We start from the raw sequence: 21,514 nt of genomic DNA, 5'->3' as shown, positions 1-21,514 counted from the left end.
AGGTTATTAAGGGAACTTAATAATTATGGTAACCTAAGAGTGAGTAAGGAGGTCTCATAAAAGGGAACCTAGTAACCAACCCAAGAAGCTCCCTCCATAATCGCAAGGTTTGGAGGGAGTAGTTCACGATAAAGCTATCATTATTATGCATAAATAATAAAAGGAGAGAGCAAAAAGCCAAAATTGAGGATAAGGACGCTTTTTTTTAGTTGAGGCAAGAACAAAAAGGTGGAGCAGCAGCGGTCGCCGCCATCGCCGCAGCTTACGCTGCAGCTGCCGTAGCCGCAGCCGCTGTCGCAGCCAACCATTAGTAATTGCTAATTGGTAATGGCTCACAGGGGCTGCTATAGGCTTATAAAGTAAAGATGCCTCGTTGCCATATTAAGGTAGAGGCATCTGTACTATCTTTTAAGAGATGGGGGCTTGATTACTTATTGCTAGCTTTATAGACCACAAACTTGGTGGTTTTAGCTAATACTTGCACTTTAGCAAAAGCCTCTGCTAATGGCTCTTCATAGTGCAGGCAGGCATTGCCCACTAAATAAAGCACACCATCTGAGGTAAGTGAGTTTTTAGCCTTAGCAATCATATCTAAGGTCTGGCTAGTAGTGCGATTTACTCCTTGGTGAAAAGGAGGATTGGTAGCAATAATATTAAATTTGCCACTAGGAATATTGATATTGTTAGCCTCAAGCTCAGCTTGGGTTGGCAACATATTAGTAGCTAAAGTATCAATGGTCAGGCCATTAAGTTGAGCATTAGCTACAGTGCAGTTTAAGGCAGTAGCACTAATATCAGAGCATACTACTTGTTTAAAACCACGAGCAGCTAGGGACAGACCAATAATGCCACTACCACAACCAACATCTAAAATAGCGTGGCTTAAAGGCACCACAGGGGCATCAAGCTCAGTTAATGTGCTATCACTAAGGTCAGGAAGGTCTTTAGCATCGGCACAAGGTGGTAGACCACCAAGATCATGATGCATAGCATTTAATAAGAGCTTAGTACCTTGATCAAGCTCGCCTTGGCTAAAAATACCCTGAGCTTGTTTTAAAGTAAGACCACCAAAAAGCACATCTTTAAGTGCTGGGGCACTCTTGAGTTTTTGACCCTCATTTAAGGATCCTAAAAAGACAGTGCACTTACGAGCAGTATCAATCTTATAGACATCTGCGGCATATTTGATAAGACCATCGCCGCTCTTACCACCAATAGCATTAGAACCGATTAATAAGATTTTGCCATTGGCTGCTAGTTTATCTTGTAGGCAATACAAAAGATTTTGGCTTAAGCTCTTAGTTTTGCTTAAGAATAAAACTAAGACCTCAACCTCATCAATTAACTCATGAACTCGGCTATCGTCGGCGGCACCAAAGATTACCGTTACATGTTTCTTTTGCGCATATTCAAAATCATGATGGCCTAATTTAACGCCCATCATGGCGCTTAGGCCTTGAGCGGTCTCATAGTTTTCACTAAGCACATAAGCCTGGGTAGTACCGATTAACTGAGGGAGTAATTGCATGGAGGTAATGTGACCTGCAATCAAGACCTTTTTGTGTTCCCAATAGTCTCTATTACGCTCAAAGACTTCTACTAATGGATCATCTGCCTTCATAAAAAATAAACCTTATAAGTCAGCATTAATGTCATTGAAATCAAAGTCGTCAAACTTATGAGAACGACGCTTTTGGCCCTTTTTCTTTTTCGCAGCTGCTGCCTTAGCCTCTTTTACTGAGCTTGGGCTGAAATCATCCTGGCCTTGAGAAACTAAGTTTTCAAAGTTTTGTGGGGAGGTGTCTTTGAGTTTTTGCAGGCGCTTATTTTGCTTATCGCTAGCTTGGCTTTGTTCGTCCTGCTCTAAGTCCTCTAAAGAGCGTTTTTGTTGTAAAGCTTGGGCTAACTGAACAAAGACAGTTAAAGGTAAATCCTCAGCACGCTTATCAAGATCAATACCTAAGGCGCTAAGCTCCTGAGGCTCAAAAAGAGGGCCTAAAGAGTTTCTAATAGTCTTACGACGAGCTGCAAAAGCGGTAGTGGTAATTTTATTTAAAAACGGAGATAACTGACGCTCTTCTTTGGTTAAATCCTTAGGGATTAAACGCACCACAGCTGACATAACTTTTGGTGGTGGTACAAAAGAAGATGGTGGTACTACTAATACAGGTACTACCTGAGCGTGGAACTGAGCCATAACAGTTAAGCGGCCATAGTCTTTAGAACCAGGGCCAGCAGCTAAGCGCTCCACAACTTCTTTTTGCAGCATAAAGTGTAAATCACTAATGCCCTCAAAGCTTAAAAGGTGGAATAGCAAAGGACTAGTGATGTTGTAAGGTAAATTACCAAATACTCTAATTTTACCTTCTGGATTGAGCTTACTAAAGTCGACCCTTAAGGCATCAGCTTCAATTAAATTCAAACCTTTTAAAAAAGGATGCTCTCTTAATCTTTGGGCTAAATCACGATCCAGTTCAATAGCAGTGAGTTTCTTAGCTCGCTCAAATACAGGTTGAGTGAGAGCTGCGTGACCTGGGCCAATCTCAACTAAAAAGTCACCTTCTTTAGGATTAATGGCATCAACAATAGAGTTGATGATGTGATCATTAACTAAGAAGTTTTGTCCAAAGCGTTTGCGCGCTTTCATATGTGGTGGTGGAGGTAAGGCCATAAAAAACTCTACAAAATTAAAAAGATCAAACAAAGATGCTAAATAATTAGCCTATCTTTGCCTAAGGTTTTAGTAAAATCGGCTGTGATTTTAACACATAAAGCTCAAGTATAGGCTTAATTTGCCGCTGCTGCTACGCAGCAGCAGCGGCCATAGCGGCACTGGCCACTATAGGGGTAACTTTCACCTAAGAGATGTTCTGGCAGTTTTGCCCAAAAGAGTGCTCTATGGTGTTGGGCTTGGTTCAGCTCAAGCTAGAAGAGAGGAAAATTCTTACTAAAACTTTCTACAGTTCAGTCCATATAAGGTGTCAGTATCGCATACGGAAATTCATTGAATGTCAGTTTAAAAATTATCATATAAATAGATGTGTGTTTTTATATCTATAAAACACCCGTAAATGACGTGTTAATGCTACTTGGTCTAATTTTTTGTGAACAGCACAAAATATGCGACCATAGTATGTCGATAATAAATATGTAAGCATTAAAAAATACATTTGGATGGATTACGTTAGCTGCTATATCAACTTTATTAAGAATCTCTTAATACTTTAGCAGTATTTCGTACGTTATAGTTTTTCGTTAAATATAGAGGTTTATTATGGCAGTTTACGTAAATACCAACGTATCTTCATTAAATGGTAGAAGATACCTAAATAATGTACAAAATTCTTTGACTACCACCTACCAACGTCTTTCTTCTGGAATGCGCATTAATTCCGCAAAAGATGACGCTGCAGGCTTACAAATTGCTGACCGTTTAACCACCCAAATTAATGGATTAAATCAAGGTAACCGTAACACCAATGACGGTATTGCTTTAGCTCAGACCGTAGAAGGAGCTCTTGATGAGACCTCCTCAATGCTCCAAAAGATCCGTACTCTTGCTGTGCAAGCAGCCAATGGCACCAACACTGATGCAGACCGTAAGTCTATTAATGCTGAAGCAAACTCCTTAATGGCAGAAATTACTCGTATTGCTCAGCAAACCAAGTTTGGTGGTGCATCTGTACTTGACGGTGCAGACTCCAAGTCTATTTATGGAAAACCTGCACAAAATGGCTCAAAAGGTGGTAAGACAACCCTTCAAGTAGGTGCTAATAACGGTGATGAAATTTCATTCTCTGTTAACAATATGAAGTTTAGCCTTATTGCTACTCGTGCCCTTGGTCAAACAGCTAATGCTGGATATAATGGTGGTAAGCTACAATTAAGTAAGGCTGATGGTGCAAAGGCAGCAATTGAGCTCATGGATAAGATGATTGCTGATGTAGATAGCCAGCGCTCTGGCTTAGGTGCCATCCAAAATCGACTTGAGTCCTCTATCCGCAACCAGTCTAACGTTGCTGCTAACCAGTCTGATGCACGTAGCCGTATTCGTGATGCTGACTTTGCTGAGGAGTCTGCAAACTTAAGCCAGCAGTCCATCATTCAGCAGGCTGCTACTTCTATGTTAATGCAGGCTAACAGCCGTCCACAATTAGCCCTTTCCATGCTCGGCTAATACAAACATAGATTTTTAATTTTTCTATAAAAAAGGCCCTTGCAGATAATGCAAGGGCCTTTTTGTATACAGCTACTGCTCTAACATATTGTACAGGTGGAAATTATTGAGCCTGATAAGCCATGTAAAGGGCTAGGCTAACAGCGCTTAGTAAAGAGCCGCTATCGGCAATACCCTTGCCTGCTAAATCGATAGCTGTGCCGTGATCAACAGAGGTTCTGATAAAAGGTAGGCCTAATGTAGTGTTATAACCTGAATCAAAGCCTACATATTTAAGTACTGGCAGTCCTTGATCATGGTACATAGTTAAAATAGCCGCCGCATCTTGTAAGTATTTTGGCTGGAAGATAGTGTCAGCAGGTAATGGGCCTACTAAATTCATGTTTTTAGTAGTTCTAAGCTCATTAAGTACAGGAATAACTGTCTCTAGCTCTTCCATGCCTAAAGTGCCATCTTCTCCTGCATGTGGGTTAATACCACAAACATAGATTTTAGGGTCAACAAAGCCCATACGATGTTTTAAATCGTGGTGCAAAATAGTGATGATATTAGTTAGTTTTTCTTTAGTGATAGCTTTACTTACTTGCTCTAAAGGTAAGTGAGTAGTGGCTAGAGCTACATTCATTTGGCTACAGCCTAACATCATAACTACTTCATTTACCCCACATTGCTCCTGGAGATACTCAGTGTGGCCTGTAAAGTTGATACCAGTATGAGCAATTACACTTTTGGAGATAGGGGCGGTAACCATAGCAGCAAAAGTATGGTTCTTGCAATTATCAATAGCAATGTCTAAGGTTTGTAGCACATAAGAGGCATTAGCTCTATCCATTACTCCAGGGGTGCTAGGAGCATTTAAAGGTACATGTAGGCAAGAAATATGGCCTAAACCATCCTCACGCATACCTGTAGTCTCAACCTGGCTGACATCAAAATCATGAATTACAAAGTCCTTACCATATAAAGACATGCGCTCTTGTAATAAATTTTTGTCGCCTATCAGTACTAACTCTACAGGTACTGAAGTTTTTAGCTTAGCATCTCCTGAGCAGCGCGCTTGCAGGGCAATCTTTGCTGGATCTTGTCTGGTTAAGGCGTACATTAATTCTGGGCCCACACCAGCAGGCTCACCAGTAGTAATAGCAATACGAAGAGCTTGATTGTGATTTAATTCATAAGAAGATGCACTGTTATTCATAGCAAAAAACCTGCGATAGTTAGATTGCTAATTATTATAGGAACAGCCCTATTAGCTTAGCAATAGCGTGATGGTACTTAGAGCACTAATGCCTAATCATGCCCCATTATGAGCGCTCTTAGCAGCTAAACTCAAAATCAATTTGCTAGCTACAAAGCGTACCTACAAGGGCGCATTTCCTTGCCTTGTATTGCATAGCATCGTCTAACAGCGCAAAACAATACTACGCAGGAGCTTATGCAGTGCAGAGGCTGGAGGAGCAGTTAGTACAAGGACTAATGGTGGTTGTCTTGGCATGGCAAGACACATCTGAGCATGACACATCTTAGTGGCGCTTAGCTGGGTTTGACTTGGTTGAGGGCTTGGGCGCTGAGCGCTGGGCGGTAAGGCATGAAGGATAGAGAGCTAAGCCTTGGGATTTGTGGTTGAGGCGCAGGGCCGTGGATTGCAGGGCCGTGGAGTGTATGGGCGAGGCGCTGGGGATGGAAGGTTGGGGTGCAGTGGTGGGGAGCAGGGATAAAAAAAGCCTAAGCACTGGGCTTAGGCTCTTGGTATAACTCTTTTTCATATCCAGTGCAAAGTAGGATTAACCTTGCACAATCTCCTATTTTAGTAGGATTCGGTTAGCTATTATAAATTGACATTAGTTGAGTCAATGCCTTGATTGGCACCTGCTTGAACTAAGGTAGGATCGGTAACCTTAACGTAAGCAGAGCTGCGAATATCACGCTCCCAAGCCTGGGACTCTTCGGCAAAGAGACGGCGGTAGATTAACTCGTAAGCACGTTGCTTGTAAGCCTCTTCGCTGTCTTTATCAATCTTCTTATCCTCAAGATAAATTAAGTGCCAGCCAAAGGAGGACTTAATTGGCTTGGAGATTTGGCCGACATTAAGAGCTACTAAGCCTTGAGCAAAGCCTGGATCATAACGGCTAGCTGGGGCATAACCAAGTTCACCACCTAAAGAGGCAGAGCCAGTATCTTCTGAGTATTTCTTGGCAGCCTGAGCAAAGGAAATAGAGCCTTTTTCGATGCTACGACGTAAAGCATCTAATTGGTTATAAGCTGCCTCATCAGAGAAGATCACAGAGGTAGTTAATAAAATGTGCTTAGCCTTGTAAGTAGTAACAGGTTCAACGGCCTGATTAGTTACATCAAAGAGCTTAATTAAGTGCAAGCCAAAAGGAGAGCGGATAGGGCCAATTACATCACCATCTTTTGCCTTTAATAAAGCAGGTAAGAAAGGAACTGGCACTTGGCTTTCTGGAATATAGCCTAAATCACCGCCTTGAGCAGCTGATGAGCCTTGAGCATATTGGGCTGCTAAGGCATTAAAGTCAGCACCATTACGGGCTTGAGACTTAATGGAGTTAGCAATAGCAGTAACTTTATTTACTTGAGCACCGCTAGCATTGGTGTCCAAAGGTAAGATAATTTGAGCTAAGTGGTAGCTTGGCTCAATAGAGCCAATGTCACGTAAAGTCTTAGCTAATAAAGCCACCTCAGCATCGGAAATACGTACACGACGCTTAACCTGACCATTACGAACTTCACCAATAATAACCTCATCGGCATACATTTGACGGGCAGTAGCCTCATCAACATTGCCAAAGCTCTTTAAAATAGCCTCAGGGGAGGTATTATTGCGCATTGCAGCTTGTGCTAGAGACTGATTAATTTGGGTATCAGTTAAAGTTAAGCCGTATTGTTTGCCCATTTGTAAAATAATAGAGCGAGTAATTAACTGCTCTAAAGCGGCTCTACGGGCATTAATAGGGTCTACTTTAGCGCCACGTTGCTTGAAGTTGCGCTCGACATTAGCTTGAGCGGCATTAAGCTCGCTTTGTAGCACGATATCAGAGTTAACTACAGCCGCTGTAGAGTCCAGGTAAACCTCATTAGCAGAAGCTGATGAAATCAGTGTCCCAAAGGTCACTGCGGTAATAGTGGCTAGAATTGATTTATTAATCTTGCTCAATAACATCTTGGACATCTCATAATAGCAATGGGCGTATTAATATGTGTGCTAAATTCTAGCATAAAGCACCCAATGGAGAAAAATTAAACCAATTATATTTGGGGAAACTTAGCTTAAACTTAACTAGATAATAAAAGCCAAGCGCAAAGGCTTGGTTTTAGAAACCTTAACTACAACTATTGACTTAAATTAGTTGGGTCAAAGTTGTTAAGTAAGTGAGTATTAGTAAAGTTCTTATCAGCGCTTCCTGTTACATTAACAGCACCAACGCCCTTGAACTCAAATTGGATACCTACACGGTGATCTTTTTCTTGGGTTAAAGAGTCCCAATCACAAGAGTTGTAATTTTCGTAAACGAAAGCAACAGACCAGCAGCACTCTTCATATTTAAGAGCAACTTTAGAGTCGATATTATTATCTTGCTTTACGTCTTGGTAGGTGGCTAAAGTTAAACTAAGCTTATCATGTAGCGGAATTTGAGTTACTAAACCTAACTGACTTAAGTCCACAATATCATTGTCAAAAGAGCGATTGCCATCGTCGGCAAAACGATAACTTACCTGAACCAGAAGGCCATTTTCATTACGGTAACGAGCCATAGCGTTCCATGCTGATACCGAATTGGTTTCATTGTTGTAGGTAACAGACGCATGAGTAGTTAATCCAGGTAGTGGGTTGGCATTAAAGAATGCAGACAATGGGCTACGTGGATAAAGGTTCTTAGGGTCATTAGGGTTTAAAGTAACACGTGATGGTACAAAAGAGTAAGTTTGTGAAATACCAAAACGCATTAATTCACGATCATGAGCATCAAGCAGACGTGAGGTCAGGCCAAAAGTAATATTGTTTAAATCAGCAATACGATCATAACCAGTAAAGTGATTGGATGAGAAATTAGAGTAGTAATCGCTCATTCTATTGGTAGTGTCGTAAAGAGCAATATCATTTTGGTCTTCATAAGGTATGTATTGGTATCTAATCTCTGGCTCAAGAGTTTGAGTATGTCTCAAATCTAAAACCTTGCGCTCTAGTGTGGTCTTGCCTGTTAATTGCAATAAATAAAGGGCACGAGTTGTAGAGTCGGCAAGGCTAGTAAAGCCTAAAGAGTCTTTATAGTAGCTTGGCATACTATCAAGACTATCTTGAGAGTAGTGAGTTAAAAATCCTTTGGCATTAGCACTAATAGAGGTGCCTCGATTATTGAAGATTTGGTAACCAAAATCTGGCTCAAAGTGTAATCTGGTAGCTTGGAAACGGCTGGAGGTTTCAGTGCCAGAGTTACTAGTAAATTGAGTCATATTGCCTTGGATATCAAAAGTAAATGGGCCATAAGCATCATAGTATTGAGCTTTAATCTGAGGCAACATGGCAAAAGGACGGTAATAAATCAAAGACTCTGGCAATAATCTTTGGTAATCACGAGCTTCAATAGATAAGTTGTAAGCAGGACGATCATAGGAAATCTTAAAGGATTGCTTTAAATGATCATCTGTAACATTGGTACCATTAGCGCCAATATCATCTAAATAGTCGTAGTCGTTATTACGTACTTTTTGATAATCAATGGTTAAGAATAAGTCCTTATTGAAAAAATAAGACTCATGTTGCCATCTTAAGAAATAGCGGTAGTTATTATCAAAATTTTCAGATAATGCCCAGTTGTTGTCATCATAAATATAGTCAAATGCCAATTGTCCTTTAGTATCGGCAAAAGGCATATATCTAAACTCATTAGACAACAGTAAACCACGCCTAGTCATTAAGCGAGGGGTTAAAGTGTAGTCGTAATTAGGCGCTAAATTGAAGTAAATTGGCTGCTCATAGTCAAAACCATTTTCTGAGCTAATAGAAATATTTGGGTAGAGTAAACCACTCTTGCGCTCATTGGTAATAGGGAAATTGACATAAGGCAAATAGAACACAGGCACGTCTTTAACATATAAGACATTACCATAAGCATCACCAAAGGACTCGTTTTGGTCTAACTCCACACGAGAGGCTTTGATTTTCCATGAGTTATCGTCAATAGGACAAGTGCTAAAAGATAAATCTTCAATAACAGAGGTTTTTTCCTCGTTATTGACAGTAATCATTTGCGCACTGCCACGAGCAACCGAGCCATTAAGCTGGAAGGTAGCATCAGAAAAAGTAGTAATTTGGCTGGTTAAGTCGCTTTTAATTTGGCCTTGGCTATTTACAGTAAGCTCTGGGCCTTGAAAGAGTAGATTACCTTGAGCCTCAACACTGCCTTTGGTGCCATCATAATGAGCCTCATCGGCCTTAATTAACTTATCACCTTGAATTACAGTAACATCACCCTTGTAGCTGACCTTATTATCAATACTACCAATAACCTCATCAGCAGAAATATCTACAGGGGTAGTATTATGGTCATAATTTAAAGGCTCTTTATATGATGGAATGCCGTAATAGCAAGATAAATCCTTGTCTTGTACTGGCATAAAAGGAGCTGCTTGCCACGGATTTTTCTTGATAGTGTTAATAAGGCGCAAAGGAAAAGTAGATGAAGCGGCTAAATGCTCATTAGCTAAGTATTGCTCAGTAGTAGCATTATTTACCATGAGCTTATAGCTAGCATTAGCAAAATTGGTAACAGCACTAAGTCTTTTAATCCTAGCCTCATTTACGCTCTGAGCTTTGGAGTTAGAGTTAACATTGTTATAGGAAATGTTCTCTAAAGGCATATGAGTAGCATTACTATTAATGACACTCATAGGGGAACTTGTAGGGACTTGAACCTCAAAGCTTTGGGATACTTTATGAGTATTAGGCTCATTGTTTAATGATAACAAAGAGCTGTTCATAAGATTGCTGGAGTTATGAGATGAACTCTGGGCAAAAGCTACACTAGGGCCATAAAGGGCACAAGTTACGGCAATAGCAATTGCACTTAGCTGTAGCTTAGATGAGGTCGAGCGCTTCAAAGTAGACTTCCTTGTAAAAAAACATACCCAAGGACTAAAACTGGCTAGCACAATTAATATGACACCAAGTATTTAGGGCATACTAAACTAAACTGACTAAACTCTCAAAAGAAAGCCAAATCAGTTTAATTCAGAATTAATACAGAAATTTGGTTTAGGTTAAGTACTGAATTTTAACACAAAGCGCATAATTTAAATTAACCTTACCCTCTGTGACTAGATTACCCATTACTCTTAAGTTTGGGACTAAGCCCAAGATTTGGCCAAAGGCCAATGACCAGGCTCCTGGCCCTGGCCTTGGTTCAGGCTCTGGCTATAACCATTATCTTGAGCTGAGCTGTGAGTAATAGCAAAACGCCAGAGAGTACTTATTAAAAATTAGTGCTCTCTGGCGTTGTGGTTTTATTAGTGTATTGAGCTCTTAATTACTCGTGAGATGGAAGATTTCTAACTGGCAGATTAGGATCGTTTAATAAGTCAGCATCCTCATCTACATTGATATCATTACCAGCTACGGTACGTTCCTCATTGGCCCAGGCTCCTAAGTCGAGCATTTTGCAACGCTCAGAACAAAATGGCCTAAAAGGATTGTCAGTTGAGTAGACAATTTGCTTATGGCAATAAGGGCAAGAGACTAATAAAGGCCCTTGGCCTTTAGGGCTTTGAGGTGCACTACTAGCATTGTCATGTGCCTCTTGTTTAATCTCATCATAAGTGCCAGGAGGTAAAAGGTCTTTTAAACTCAATTGATACCACCTCTAACATAAGCCAACTCAAAAGTAATATCGCCTACAGGAGCGCCCTTTACATAAGGGAAGAAGCGTACATTAATATTGGATTGGAAGCCACTTACTACAGGGTAGCCACGAACATGTTTTGGGTATTTGATTTCAATTAGTTCGCAAGGTTCAGAGGTTTCTTGCATAAAGCCATTAATAGCCACTCGTGATTGGTAATCAGAAAAGAGTCGCCACAAGTTTAAGATGCAAGTAATAGGAATACGAATGCAATCTAATTCTTTGAGCCACACAGAGGCTGTCTCAATCTTTTCTTCACGATCAAGATTAGACCAAAAAATAAATAAAGGAGTATCAAAGCAATTGATACCTGATGGTGTCAAAAACCTAGTCTTAATACTCTCGATAATAGGATCGTTCTGCAAAACAGTACGCTGGCGAGTGAAGTTATTTAAAGCTTTATGTGATTCGTTAATTTGCTCAAGCAGCTCGCTAATTAAACCCTGATCTGCCTCTGGGTTGTTTTGCCAATTCTTTAATTTGTTAGAAAGCTTATCGAGATCCTTGCCTAGTTCAATTTTCAAGGTTCCTGAACCGTCAAGCAAATCAATAAAGTCAATTAGCCCTCTTAACAAGCTAAGCGTTTCGGCATTGGTATTTAAGTCCGCACTTTCTTGCAGGCGATTGAAAATAGCTTCAAACTTTAAGTAAGTTCGGGCTTTTGGACTTAATGGAAAATCGTAAACAAACATAAGTTGATTCTTTTTGTTTAGCTTGGGCTATCAAAAGAACTTAAGCACTAACTTAAGTCCATAAAAATTCGTGCTTAGCAGTTAAAATGCTGCTAAAGCTATGGTTTTGTTAAATAATTCAGTGCTGGGCTTATAATAAAACCCCACAATTTTAAAAATCTTGTGAACTGGCAAGATATTTAATATGTAAGTTTAGCACGTGTTGACGCTTTTCATCTATGCTTAAAATATCTGTTTGAATGATGTCATCAGCATGGTTTAGCTTATAATCGCGACTTAACTGTTTATCAATGATGTTTTGAGCAACCTCTTTGGTGCAGTGATCACGATTAATAATTCTAAAAATTTGCGTTTCAATAGCAGCATCGACCACTAAAATAGTGTCGACCATATGCTCTAAGTGGTTTTCAAATAATAAAGGTATATCAAGAATAATGTAAGGAGGTCGTTGCTCGGGAGTAATCACATATTTAGGATCTAAAGGCTCGCACAGAGCAATCTTTCCCTCATCACTAGCAACATCGCTAAATTGATTGCTATTTTGAGATTTAAGAGCCTCTTGTTGGCGACAAAAGTTAATATAGTTAGGATCTAAAGGTTGCCCTTGAGCACATTGATTGCAAAGCTCAAGAGTACGCTGATGAATAGCAGGATGAATGATCTCATTAAGCTTAGCTAGCTTATTTTTATCAGCAAAGACCATGGCTCTTAATTGAGCTCTATTTAAAGAGCCGTCTGGTAGTAAAATTTCTCTGCCAAAGAACTCAACTATTTTATTTAAGGTAGGTGAATTAGGTAACACAACTTCACGGGCGATCATATCGCTGTCGATAATCCTAACTCCGTAGAGACTAAAGAGCTTACCTATAAAACTTTTACCACAGGCAATATTACCTGTTAAGCCAACCTTTAACATTGAGAGCTCCTTGATATTTTCATTGCAAAGATAGTTAATAATAAGAGATTAAGAGCAGCGATGTAAGAGCTAATTGAGATTTAGTAGATTAAAATAAGCAAAGGCTGATATTAACTTGTAATATTACTTACTGTTTCGTTTTAATTTCATTTGACCTTTTATGATTAAGTTGCAAGGGATGGTGTAAATTGAAAAATTTAAAAATTAAAGCTTGGTGGTTGGGCATCCCATTTTTAGCTATAGCTCTAAGTGCTTGTCAAAGCTCTGAGGAGGTCAAAGATGATCCAAAGGCGGCTACTGTTGCCCCTCAAACTGAGCTCTCTCAAGTCGAGGCTGATGCTTTAGATCATCCTATTTTTAAGGGCAAAGCTATTTATTTGCGTGGTGAAATGAATGACTACGGCGTTCAAAGAGCTTATCGCTTAAGAAAAATTAGTGATAATGAGTATTGCGCTTTAGCACCATTACGCTCTGACTGGTCACCATATAAGTTTAAGTTTGCTGATGCTAGCTGGACTAATGGCACTAACTTTGGATTTGCTGTGCCTCCTGGGGTATTAAGAGCTGGCTCTGCTAAGTTACTCTTAAATCCAAAGTCACGTTTTGAAGAAATTCGTTATGAAGCGGATAGCGATGGTATCTATCGTTTTTGCATTATGTTAGACCATGATGTGCCTTATGTTTCGGTAAATCAATTAGAAGATGGCAAGCTTACTACTGCCGAAGAGCTGATTAAAGCCGAGATTGAGCGTGAGTTTAGCGTTCCTAAAAACTAAAATTGCTAACATTAAATAAGAGGGCTAAGTTTTGAGCGATAAGATAAGTGATGAGCTAGCCAAGTGGCTCATTGCTTTTGTAGATTATCTAGCTTTGGAAAAGGGACTATCTGAAAATTCTCAATTTTCCTATTGCAGTGATGTCAAAGGATTCTTGTGTTACTTAGCTGAACACGATATTTCCTTAACCTTATTTAATAGCGATGATGTACGAGAGTATTTTGAGTATCGCATTAATGAGGGTACTAGCAGTATCACTATTAGGCACTTCTATACTTCTATCAATAATTTTGTAAAGTTCTTACGTTTAGAGGGTGTTCGTGAGGATAACCCTATGAACTTTATTGAGCTTTCCAAAAGAAGTCTGGCTCTGCCTAAAGTAATGAGTGAGAACTTGGTCTCTTCTTTTTTAAGTGCCCCTGATTTATCAACTTATATTGGCTTGCGTGATCGAGCTATGTTTGAGCTTTTGTACGCCTGTGGCTTGCGTGTTAGTGAGTTATGCCAATTAAAGTTTGAGGACATGCATCTTACAGATCAGTATTTAATTATCTCAGGTAAAGGTAACAAGCAACGTATGATTCCTATGACTGATGCTGCTTGTTATTGGGTTGATACTTATATTAAAAGCGGTCGTACCATCAAGGATCCTGATAATAGCTCCCCTTATGTCTTTATCTCTAATAAGGTCAATGATGCTAATGTTCCTCATCCTATGACCAGAATTGCTTTTTGGTATCGAGTAAAAGTTTATGCCAAACAAATAGGTATGGAGAATGCGCCATCCCCTCACTCTTTTAGACATGCTTTTGCTACCCATTTATTAAATCATGATGCTGATTTAAGAGCCTTGCAAATGTTATTAGGTCACTCAAGGTTATCTACCACTCAAATCTATACTCATGTGGCTTTAGCTCGTATGCACCAAGTTTACGAAAAAGCACATCCTAAAGCCTAAGTACAAAAAAAGCGCCTATGCGCTCGCAGCGCTGCTCCTGCGCTTTAAAAAGCCGCTCCTTAGTAGCAATACTAGGGGCGGCTTTTTTTATGGCCGTGGTGAGGACAAAAAAACTTGAGAGTGTCAGCGTCTTTTGCTTGGTGTCTTAGCTACTTAGCCCATGCTTGGCCGCTTGGCCTCAGGCTAAGCATGGCCAAGTGGCTGAGAAAGTTAGCTGCACCTAAGCAAGGCGCTTTAGCTGATAGCACCATGAGTGGGAGTGGGAGTAGGCGCTTGGGTAGTGGTATTAGTGATTATCTTGAGGTCAAAATAATGTACTAAAAGGATTAGCTAAGTAGTTAATTTTGCTTGCAAGGATAACTTAGAATAAGTTAACAGTTTGCCAATGTAGTTTACAAAGGCTTCAAGCGCTTATTACCGACGAGATTATCTTTGGTGGTAGCTTGATAGATCTAATTATAGGAGTGTGTTAAATGGCTTTTAAAAACGGCTTTTTGTGGGGTGGTGCTGTTGCTGCAAATCAGTTAGAAGGTGCCTATAACGTTGATGGTAAGGGCTTATCCATTGCTGATGTGCTTAGAGGTGGTAATGTTAATACCCCTCGTGTGATTGATGAAAATGGCCCTATTGAGGGTATGAATTACCCATCTTGGGAAGCTATCGATTTTTATCACCGTTTTGAGGGTGATATTGAGCTCTTTGCTCAAATGGGCTTTAAGTGCTTCCGTACTTCTATTGCCTGGTCCCGTATTTTCCCTCAAGGCGATGAGAGCGAGCCTAATGAGGCTGGTCTTGCTTTTTACGATCGTTTATTTGATTGCATGCTCAAGCACAATATTGAGCCTGTAATTACCTTATCTCACTTTGAAATGCCTTTAGGTTTAGTTACCAAATATGGTGGCTGGACTAATAGAAAGTGCATTGATTTCTTTGTACGCTTTGCCAAAGTTTGCTTTGAGCGCTATCAAAATAAGGTCAAGTATTGGATGACCTTTAATGAGATCAACAATCAGTCCGATGTTTTCTTCCCATTTGTAGTATGGACTGACTCTGGCATTAAGTTTAAAGATAGCGATGATTTTGCAACCCGCCGTCGCATCATGTTACAAGCTGCTCACCACGAATTTGTAGCCTCTGCTCGTGCCGTAGCCATTGGTCGTTCAATCAATAAGGACTTCCGCATTGGTTGTATGATTGGCTTTGTTCCTGTTTATCCAAAGACCTCAGATCCTGATGATATTTTAGCTGCACAACGTGCTATGGAAGAGCGCTGGTACTTTACCGATGTTCATGTTAATGGTGAGTACGGTAGCTATGCTAAGCGTATTTGGGATGAGGCTGGTGGTGCTCCTCAAATGGCTCCATCTGATCTTGCCGAGCTTAAGATGGGTACTGTTGACTATGTTGGCTTCTCTTATTACATGAGCCGTTGTGTCAGCGCCCAAGCTGTTAATAGCACTCCAATTAACTTCTTAGGTGATACTAAGAACGATTATGTAAAAGAGTCTGATTGGGGCTGGGCTATTGATCCTAAGGGCTTACGCTATGTGCTTCGATCCATTGATGGCCGCTACAATGGTATTGATCAATTCATTGTGGAAAATGGTCTTGGTGCTTACGATAAGCTTGATGATAACGGTATGGTGCAGGATACCTATCGTATTGATTACTTACGTGCCCATATTGAGCAAATGAAGCTAGCTGTTGATGTAGATGGCGTTAACTTATTAGGTTATACCCCATGGGGCTGCATTGACTTAGTATCTGCTGGTACTGGCGAGATGGAAAAGCGTTATGGCTTTATTTATGTCGACAAGGACAATCAAGGTAATGGCACTTTAAATCGTTCTAAGAAGCTTTCTTTTGACTGGTATAAGAAGGTTATTGCCTCTAATGGTGAGGATCTTAGCTAATTATGGCTTATAACATTCTCACTTTTGATGTGGGAGGATCTGCTATCAAATATGCTCTTTGTAGTGACGATGCTCAATTATCATATAAAGGGCAAGTGCCAACTCCTCAAGAGGTAGATAGTACTATTGAGGACTTTATTGGACAAATTTCTTCAGTAGTAGATTCTTTTAAAGAACGTAATATTGCCTTTGATGGTATAGCTATCTCTATGCCTGGCTGTATTGAGGATAATGGCACCATGAGAACAGGTGGTGCTCTTGTCTATAATTTTGGCCAAAACATAGCTGATCTAGTAGAAAAGGCCACTAGTTACCGTCCTGCCATTATTAATGATGCTAAGGCAGCAGCAGCTGCTGAGCTTGGTATTGGCTCTTTGCAAAATGTCTCTATGGGTGCAGTACTGATTTTAGGTACTGGTCTTGGAGGTGGCATTATTGTTAATGGTCAAGTGCTAAACGGCCCACAAGGCTCAGCAGGCGAGTTATCTGCTTTTGTCATGAATTGTCGTGATTTTGAGCAAGATAGAGCGTGTTGTGCTCAAATTATTTCTGCTACAGGATTGGTATTACGTGTTTGTGAAGCTTTGGATTTAGATTATGTCTTTAGTCCTCATGCTTATGAGCGACAATTTCCTTTAGATGGTAAAAAGATTTTTGAGCTTTACCATCAGGGTAATGAAAAGGTCATTGCTGCTGTTGAGGACTTTGGATATGAAACTGGTAAGTTAATTTACAACCTATCAGTGGTATTAAATCTAGAAAAAGTCGCTATTGGTGGCGGTATTTCAGCTCAAGACTGCCTGATTGAGGCTATTGTGCGTGGTACTAAAAAAGCTTGGCAAAGCAACCCATTGCGCTCACTAGATCCTCCTTTAGTGGTAATGCCAGAGGTATGTGTATGTCAGTTCCATAATGATGCTAATATCATTGGTGCTATGTACCATTACCTTAAGGTAAACAAGCTCAAATAAGCAACAGCAAGCTCAGCTTGCAAAGCCAAGCTTGCTTAGCTTTGCTAAGCGAAGTGTAACTGCTGCGCTGAGCTGATAACAGAAAAGCCCGTACTCCTATGTGATTGGGAGTACGGGCTTTTTCTTAAGTAAAATACAACACGCCATCAATCAGAGTAAGATTTTTTTAGGTTGAGGGTGTTGTTTAAAACTTATGATTACTCTTTTGGTACTTCGATTTGACGGCAAGCTACAGCGGTGAAGACCACATCGGAGGAGCTGTTTAAGGCAGTTTCAGTAGAGTCCTGAATAACGCCAATAATAAAGCCAATACCAACTACCTGCATAGCGATATCATTACCAATACCGAAAATAGAGCAAGCAAGAGGAATTAACATTAAAGAACCGCCAGCAATACCTGAGGTGCCACAGGCGCAAAGTACAGAGGCAATACACATTAATAAAGCAGAGGCAAAATCAACCTCAATGCCTAAAGTACGTACTGCGGCCATGGTCATGATAACAATGGTAACAGCAGCACCAGACATGTTAATAGTGCAGCCTAAAGGAATAGAGATAGCGTAGGTCTCTTTAGGTAAGTTAAGACGCTCGCAAAGGGCTAAGTTTACTGGGATATTAGCAGCAGAAGAACGGGTAAAGAAAGCAGTAACCGCACTTTGAGTAATACTAGTAAAGATAAGAGGATAAGGGTTCTTACGGCAAACAATAAAAGCTAATAAAGGATTAAGTACAAAAGCAATTAAGAGCATGGTAGCAACCAATACTAATACTACTTGTACATAATTTAAGAGATTAGCAAAACCGCCCTCTTGGGTGCAGGAGCTGTATACCAAGCCCATAACACCTAAAGGAGCAAAGCGAATCACAATACGTACTACGCCAGCTACAGTTTGAGCTAAATCGTCTAATACCAATTTGGTAGGCTCATGAGCAACACGGAACATGAGACCAAAGGCAATACCCCAAACTAAGATAGCAACATAGTTGCCCTTAATTAAAGCATTAACTGGATTATCAACAGCCTGCATAATGAAGTTTAATAAAACCTCTGAGATGCCTTGAGGTGGAGAAACTTCGCTAGCTGCATCGGCTAGAGCTGGGAAGGTAACAGGAAAAGCATAGCTCATGCTTAAAGCTAAGATAGAAGCAAAAATCATGGAGAAAAAATATACCAAGATTACAGGCTTCATATTGGTCTTAGTACCTTTGTTATGTCCTGCAATAGCTGAGGATACTAAAACAAAAACTAAGATAGGGGCCATAGCTTTTAAAGCTGAAACGAATAAACTACCAAAAGCTGGTAAGACTGTTTTATCGCCAGGAATGATCATGGCTAAGATCACACCTAAGATAAGTCCAATCACTACTTGCATAATGAATGGAATAGCATTAAAGAACTTGGCTATAGGATTATTTGGGCTAACTGGCTCAAGCATTTTTATCGGCTTCCCTGTTGGTTCCAAAAAAGAGCACAAGCTAAACGAGCTTATGATTAGTAAAGCTACATTTAGCCAATAAATTGACCAGTACTAGCAGCAAATATCAGCCCTGTTAAGGTTGTTAGCTAATAAGCGCGTTCCCTTAAACTAACAAAGAAACGGCAGTTAATAAGTTTGAGTAAACTTGTTAACTGAAACAACAGCAACAAAGAGCTTGGGATATTTAAATTTAACAGCATGCTAGACTAGAAAAAGTGTCGCCATTATACAGCCTAAAAGTGAAAAAAATTTACAAAAAGTTAGTAAAAATGGCTTTTTTATAATAAACGCAGTTTAATTAAAGAGCGGGCGACTAGTAATAATCTAAGAAATAAAGCAGGATAGATGCATTAAAATTGTGTCAATTAATTTTGGCCTAATGTGTGCTTTATGCTAATTTAGGAAAGATACTTGCTTTTAGCTTGAGTATAATTATGCTAGTTTAGTATTTTGGGTCTTGGTACAAAATTGCTTTAAAGTTGGAGTAAGCAGCGTGCAATTAGGTTATCGTTCTGTTTCATTTGATTTGCATGGCAATGAATATGTGGCCTTGCAAGGTGCGAATGATAAGTTTTTAGCTTTACAAGGATCTGTAAAGTATAACAAGTCACGTATTACTCGCCAGTTTAAGAGCACTCAGATTTTTCATGATTTAGCTCCTAATAACATTCTTGAGGGTATTTCATTACAGTCCAACAATGAATTTACCTCAGCTGTGTTTGCTTATCAGAATGTAGGTGAGTTTAAAAACTTTCTATCAGTAGTTGATCCTCATGTCCAATACTCTAATGGTAAAAAGTTAGGTAGAGCTATTGCTTTATTACACCAAGACACCTTAACAGGCCCACAAAAAGATAAAGCTGAGCAAAGACGTGATGTCATTCATAGTAAGCTTACTAATTATCTAACTAAAGGCCCTCGCTTCAATCATGAGGCTCCAATTCTTACTGCCATTATTGATCGTATTGATGGCTTGGGAGATTACAAGCTCACTCGCCGCTATGGTGGTTTACGTTTAGACAATGTCTTTTTAACTAATACTGGTAATGTAGTGTTAAAACCAAGTGCCTCTTATGGCTTTGGTGATGCTATTGAAGATTTAGTACTCTTTGAGTGTGAAGATGCAGGTCAAATGCCTTGTGTAGTCGCTGGCGTGATTGATGGCTATTTTGGTGGTGTGACCGTTCCTGCTAATTTCTGGGTAGGTTTTGCTATTTATAGTGCTATTTATGCCCTAACTCGCTGTTCAGAGCATGCTCGTAAGTCTAAAAACGAACAAGAGCGCATGGTGGCTCAATCTCGTCGTATTTTGCAAGATTTTGATAACTTTACCCGTCCTATTCCACGCTGGTATCGTTCTAATATAGTTAAGAAGGCTAAGGCCGAGGTCAAGCGCCTAGGTATTTAGCTAAAACAAAAAAGGGGACTTGCCACAGCAAGCCCCCTTTTTTCGTTGTTAGGTATTAGTAATTATGCTAAGCCGCTAATTAACATACGTACAGACACGATAAACATAGCCACAGCAAAAATGCGCTTTAAGGTAGCAGGAGATACGTTCTTGCCAACTTTTACACCAAAAGGTGCAGCCACAATAGAGAGCGGAATTACACAAGCTACTGCTAGCAAGCTTACATAGCCCACGGTGAAGATAGGGGCGTTTTCAGGGGTAACACCAGTAATAAAGAGCACAATAGCACCTGGAATACCTACGAATAAGGAAACGGCTGATGAGGTGCCTACAGAGCGGTGTGGCTTTTCGCTACAGGCATTTAAAATAGGGATAGTTAAGGTACCACCACCTACACCTAACATTACGGATAAGAAGGCAATACAAAATGCAATTAGTCGTTGCCACATCTTAGATGGTAAGGAGGCGAACATTGGTTTAGCTTTAGCTCTAAAGAAAGTATTTAAGCTATTAAGTAACATAATTGAGCCAAAGAGGATGACCAGCCATTTGCCACCATAGAATGAAGAAATAAATGAGCCTACTAACACACCAATAATCATGCCTGGAGCCCAGGTTTTAATGGTTTCTAAATTAGTATTACCATTACGATATTGAGCCAAAGCTGCGGTAATGGAAGTTGGAATCATACAAGCTAAAGAGGTACCAGTAGCAAGCATCATGGCAACTGATGGGTCAACATTGAAAGCTGAGGTAAATACATAGTAGAAAACTGGTACGAAAATAATACCACCACCAATTCCCAGTAGACCTGCAAAGAATCCACCTGCCAAACCACAGGTTCCGAGCACGGCCACTGTGAAAATAAGATCACTCCACTCTAATCCGAACATAAAACACCTTTTGTTCTTATTTTTGACTTAAAAGCCAGGGCTAAATTTAGCTGCTTTGCATTTCTTGCTGTGCTGTAAACCCTGTAATATATGAGGTTATAAGTAATTTTAAAATATTTATACAAAAATTGCTTAATAAGCTTGATCATTTAGCAAAATGATTGCTAATGATACAGGTTTTGAGCATTTTAAGAGCATGGACAAAGTAAAGTTAGAAAATTTTAAAAAAAGTTTTGTTAAAGTGTTGACAAGGATATGTGAGATCGATATTATATGCACCCGTTGAGACAACACAACAAAACAAAAAGTTGTGTGTCGCCTGCAGGGCGTCCTTAGCTCAGTTGGATAGAGCAACAGCCTTCTAAGCTGTGGGGCGAAGGTTCGACTCCTTCAGGACGCGCCAAGCGTCAACATT

General features: G+C 40.0%; 15 protein-coding genes, 1 tRNA gene and 1 pseudogene. 7 read left to right on the top strand and 10 right to left on the bottom strand.

Translation table 11 applies throughout. From position 1 onward, the window contains the following. Positions 1-427 precede the first annotated feature (427 nt). Positions 428-1,621: a methyltransferase gene (locus tag MXE38_RS02550; RefSeq protein WP_246910868.1), complete on the bottom strand. Its 1,194-nt coding sequence runs from the start codon at positions 1,619-1,621 to the stop codon at positions 428-430. A gap of 279 nt (positions 1,622-1,900) precedes the next feature. Then, a pseudogene (gene rsmA, locus MXE38_RS02545) lies at positions 1,901-2,671 on the bottom strand (16S rRNA (adenine(1518)-N(6)/adenine(1519)-N(6))-dimethyltransferase RsmA); the annotation flags it as partial. A gap of 603 nt (positions 2,672-3,274) precedes the next feature. Here rsmA and MXE38_RS02540 point away from each other — a divergent pair. Then, positions 3,275-4,177 (top strand): flagellin, encoded by a 903-nt coding sequence (locus MXE38_RS02540; RefSeq protein WP_246910865.1) that lies wholly within the window; start codon positions 3,275-3,277, stop codon positions 4,175-4,177. Between the two features lie 103 nt (positions 4,178-4,280). Here MXE38_RS02540 and pdxA read toward each other — a convergent pair whose 3' ends face one another. The 6 genes from pdxA to coaE all read right to left on the bottom strand — a co-directional run bounded on the left by pdxA (position 4,281) and on the right by coaE (position 12,702). Beyond that, positions 4,281-5,375, bottom strand: a complete 1,095-nt coding sequence (gene pdxA, locus MXE38_RS02535; protein ID WP_246910864.1) for a 4-hydroxythreonine-4-phosphate dehydrogenase PdxA — start codon at positions 5,373-5,375, stop codon at positions 4,281-4,283. Between the two features lie 630 nt (positions 5,376-6,005). After that, complete coding sequence (locus MXE38_RS02530) at positions 6,006-7,367, bottom strand: peptidylprolyl isomerase (RefSeq protein ID WP_246910860.1); 1,362 nt, start codon at positions 7,365-7,367, stop codon at positions 6,006-6,008. Between the two features lie 161 nt (positions 7,368-7,528). Beyond that, complete coding sequence (gene lptD / locus MXE38_RS02525) at positions 7,529-10,297, bottom strand: LPS assembly protein LptD (RefSeq protein ID WP_246910857.1); 2,769 nt, start codon at positions 10,295-10,297, stop codon at positions 7,529-7,531. Between the two features lie 425 nt (positions 10,298-10,722). Beyond that, positions 10,723-11,043 carry a DNA gyrase inhibitor YacG gene (locus tag MXE38_RS02520; protein WP_348647351.1) on the bottom strand — a complete coding sequence of 107 codons (321 nt, stop codon included), beginning with the start codon at positions 11,041-11,043 and terminating at the stop codon, positions 10,723-10,725. After that, positions 11,040-11,786: a cell division protein ZapD gene (gene zapD / locus MXE38_RS02515; RefSeq protein WP_246910842.1), complete on the bottom strand. Its 747-nt coding sequence runs from the start codon at positions 11,784-11,786 to the stop codon at positions 11,040-11,042. Before zapD ends, MXE38_RS02520 begins: the two co-directional genes overlap by 4 nt. A 151-nt stretch (positions 11,787-11,937) precedes the next feature. Continuing rightward, entirely contained in the window at positions 11,938-12,702 is a 765-nt protein-coding gene (coaE, locus tag MXE38_RS02510) for a dephospho-CoA kinase (protein WP_246910827.1), read from the bottom strand. A gap of 188 nt (positions 12,703-12,890) precedes the next feature. Between coaE and MXE38_RS02505 the strand changes: the two genes are divergently transcribed. The 4 genes from MXE38_RS02505 (at position 12,891) to MXE38_RS02490 (ending at position 17,320) form a co-directional block, all read left to right on the top strand. Then, positions 12,891-13,478, top strand: coding sequence for a hypothetical protein (locus MXE38_RS02505; protein WP_246910823.1), 588 nt, complete (start codon positions 12,891-12,893; stop codon positions 13,476-13,478). 31 nt (positions 13,479-13,509) lie between these two features. After that, the gene (locus MXE38_RS02500; protein ID WP_246910820.1) at positions 13,510-14,436 is read left to right on the top strand and encodes a site-specific tyrosine recombinase; all 927 of its coding nucleotides are present in this window, start codon (positions 13,510-13,512) and stop codon (positions 14,434-14,436) included. Between the two features lie 473 nt (positions 14,437-14,909). Next, a complete protein-coding gene (locus MXE38_RS02495; RefSeq protein WP_246910817.1) occupies positions 14,910-16,349 on the top strand; it encodes a 6-phospho-beta-glucosidase in 1,440 nt (479 codons plus the stop codon). A 2-nt stretch (positions 16,350-16,351) separates the two neighbouring features. Continuing rightward, the gene (locus tag MXE38_RS02490) at positions 16,352-17,320 is read left to right on the top strand and encodes an ROK family protein (protein ID WP_246910814.1); all 969 of its coding nucleotides are present in this window, start codon (positions 16,352-16,354) and stop codon (positions 17,318-17,320) included. Positions 17,321-17,517: 197 nt separating this feature from the next. On the opposite strand, the gene sstT is transcribed toward MXE38_RS02490, so the two are convergent. Further along, a complete protein-coding gene (sstT, locus tag MXE38_RS02485; RefSeq protein ID WP_246910811.1) occupies positions 17,518-18,756 on the bottom strand; it encodes a serine/threonine transporter SstT in 1,239 nt (412 codons plus the stop codon). Positions 18,757-19,291: 535 nt separating this feature from the next. Here sstT and MXE38_RS02480 point away from each other — a divergent pair. Then, positions 19,292-20,206, top strand: a complete 915-nt coding sequence (locus MXE38_RS02480; protein WP_246910808.1) for a hypothetical protein — start codon at positions 19,292-19,294, stop codon at positions 20,204-20,206. A gap of 62 nt (positions 20,207-20,268) precedes the next feature. Here the strand turns inward: MXE38_RS02480 and MXE38_RS02475 are convergent, their stop codons facing one another. Then, complete coding sequence (locus tag MXE38_RS02475) at positions 20,269-21,099, bottom strand: sulfite exporter TauE/SafE family protein (RefSeq protein WP_246910806.1); 831 nt, start codon at positions 21,097-21,099, stop codon at positions 20,269-20,271. 326 nt (positions 21,100-21,425) lie between these two features. On the opposite strand from MXE38_RS02475, the gene MXE38_RS02470 reads away from it, so the two are divergent. Continuing rightward, positions 21,426-21,502: transfer RNA gene (locus tag MXE38_RS02470), tRNA-Arg, on the top strand. The last annotated feature ends 12 nt before the right edge of the window (positions 21,503-21,514 follow it).

The organism is Anaerobiospirillum sp. NML120448 (assembly GCF_023050945.1).
In the GTDB taxonomy this organism is placed as follows: Bacteria; Pseudomonadota; Gammaproteobacteria; order Enterobacterales; family Succinivibrionaceae; genus Anaerobiospirillum.
This window is presented reverse-complemented; position numbering and strand designations above follow the sequence as displayed.

Excerpts from the sequence above, each read along its gene's own strand:
- coaE (WP_246910827.1), bottom strand. The coding sequence starts at position 12,702 with ATGTTAAAGGTTGGCTTAACAGGTAATATTGCCTGTGGTAAAAGTTTT.
- MXE38_RS02475 (WP_246910806.1), bottom strand. The coding sequence starts at position 21,099 with ATGTTCGGATTAGAGTGGAGTGATCTTATTTTCACAGTGGCCGTGCTC.
- pdxA (WP_246910864.1), bottom strand. The coding sequence starts at position 5,375 with ATGAATAACAGTGCATCTTCTTATGAATTAAATCACAATCAAGCTCTT.
- sstT (WP_246910811.1), bottom strand. The coding sequence starts at position 18,756 with ATGCTTGAGCCAGTTAGCCCAAATAATCCTATAGCCAAGTTCTTTAAT.
- zapD (WP_246910842.1), bottom strand. The coding sequence starts at position 11,786 with ATGTTTGTTTACGATTTTCCATTAAGTCCAAAAGCCCGAACTTACTTA.
- MXE38_RS02490 (WP_246910814.1), top strand. The coding sequence starts at position 16,352 with ATGGCTTATAACATTCTCACTTTTGATGTGGGAGGATCTGCTATCAAA.
- MXE38_RS02530 (WP_246910860.1), bottom strand. The coding sequence starts at position 7,367 with ATGTCCAAGATGTTATTGAGCAAGATTAATAAATCAATTCTAGCCACT.
- MXE38_RS02550 (WP_246910868.1), bottom strand. The coding sequence starts at position 1,621 with ATGAAGGCAGATGATCCATTAGTAGAAGTCTTTGAGCGTAATAGAGAC.
- MXE38_RS02495 (WP_246910817.1), top strand. The coding sequence starts at position 14,910 with ATGGCTTTTAAAAACGGCTTTTTGTGGGGTGGTGCTGTTGCTGCAAAT.
- MXE38_RS02540 (WP_246910865.1), top strand. The coding sequence starts at position 3,275 with ATGGCAGTTTACGTAAATACCAACGTATCTTCATTAAATGGTAGAAGA.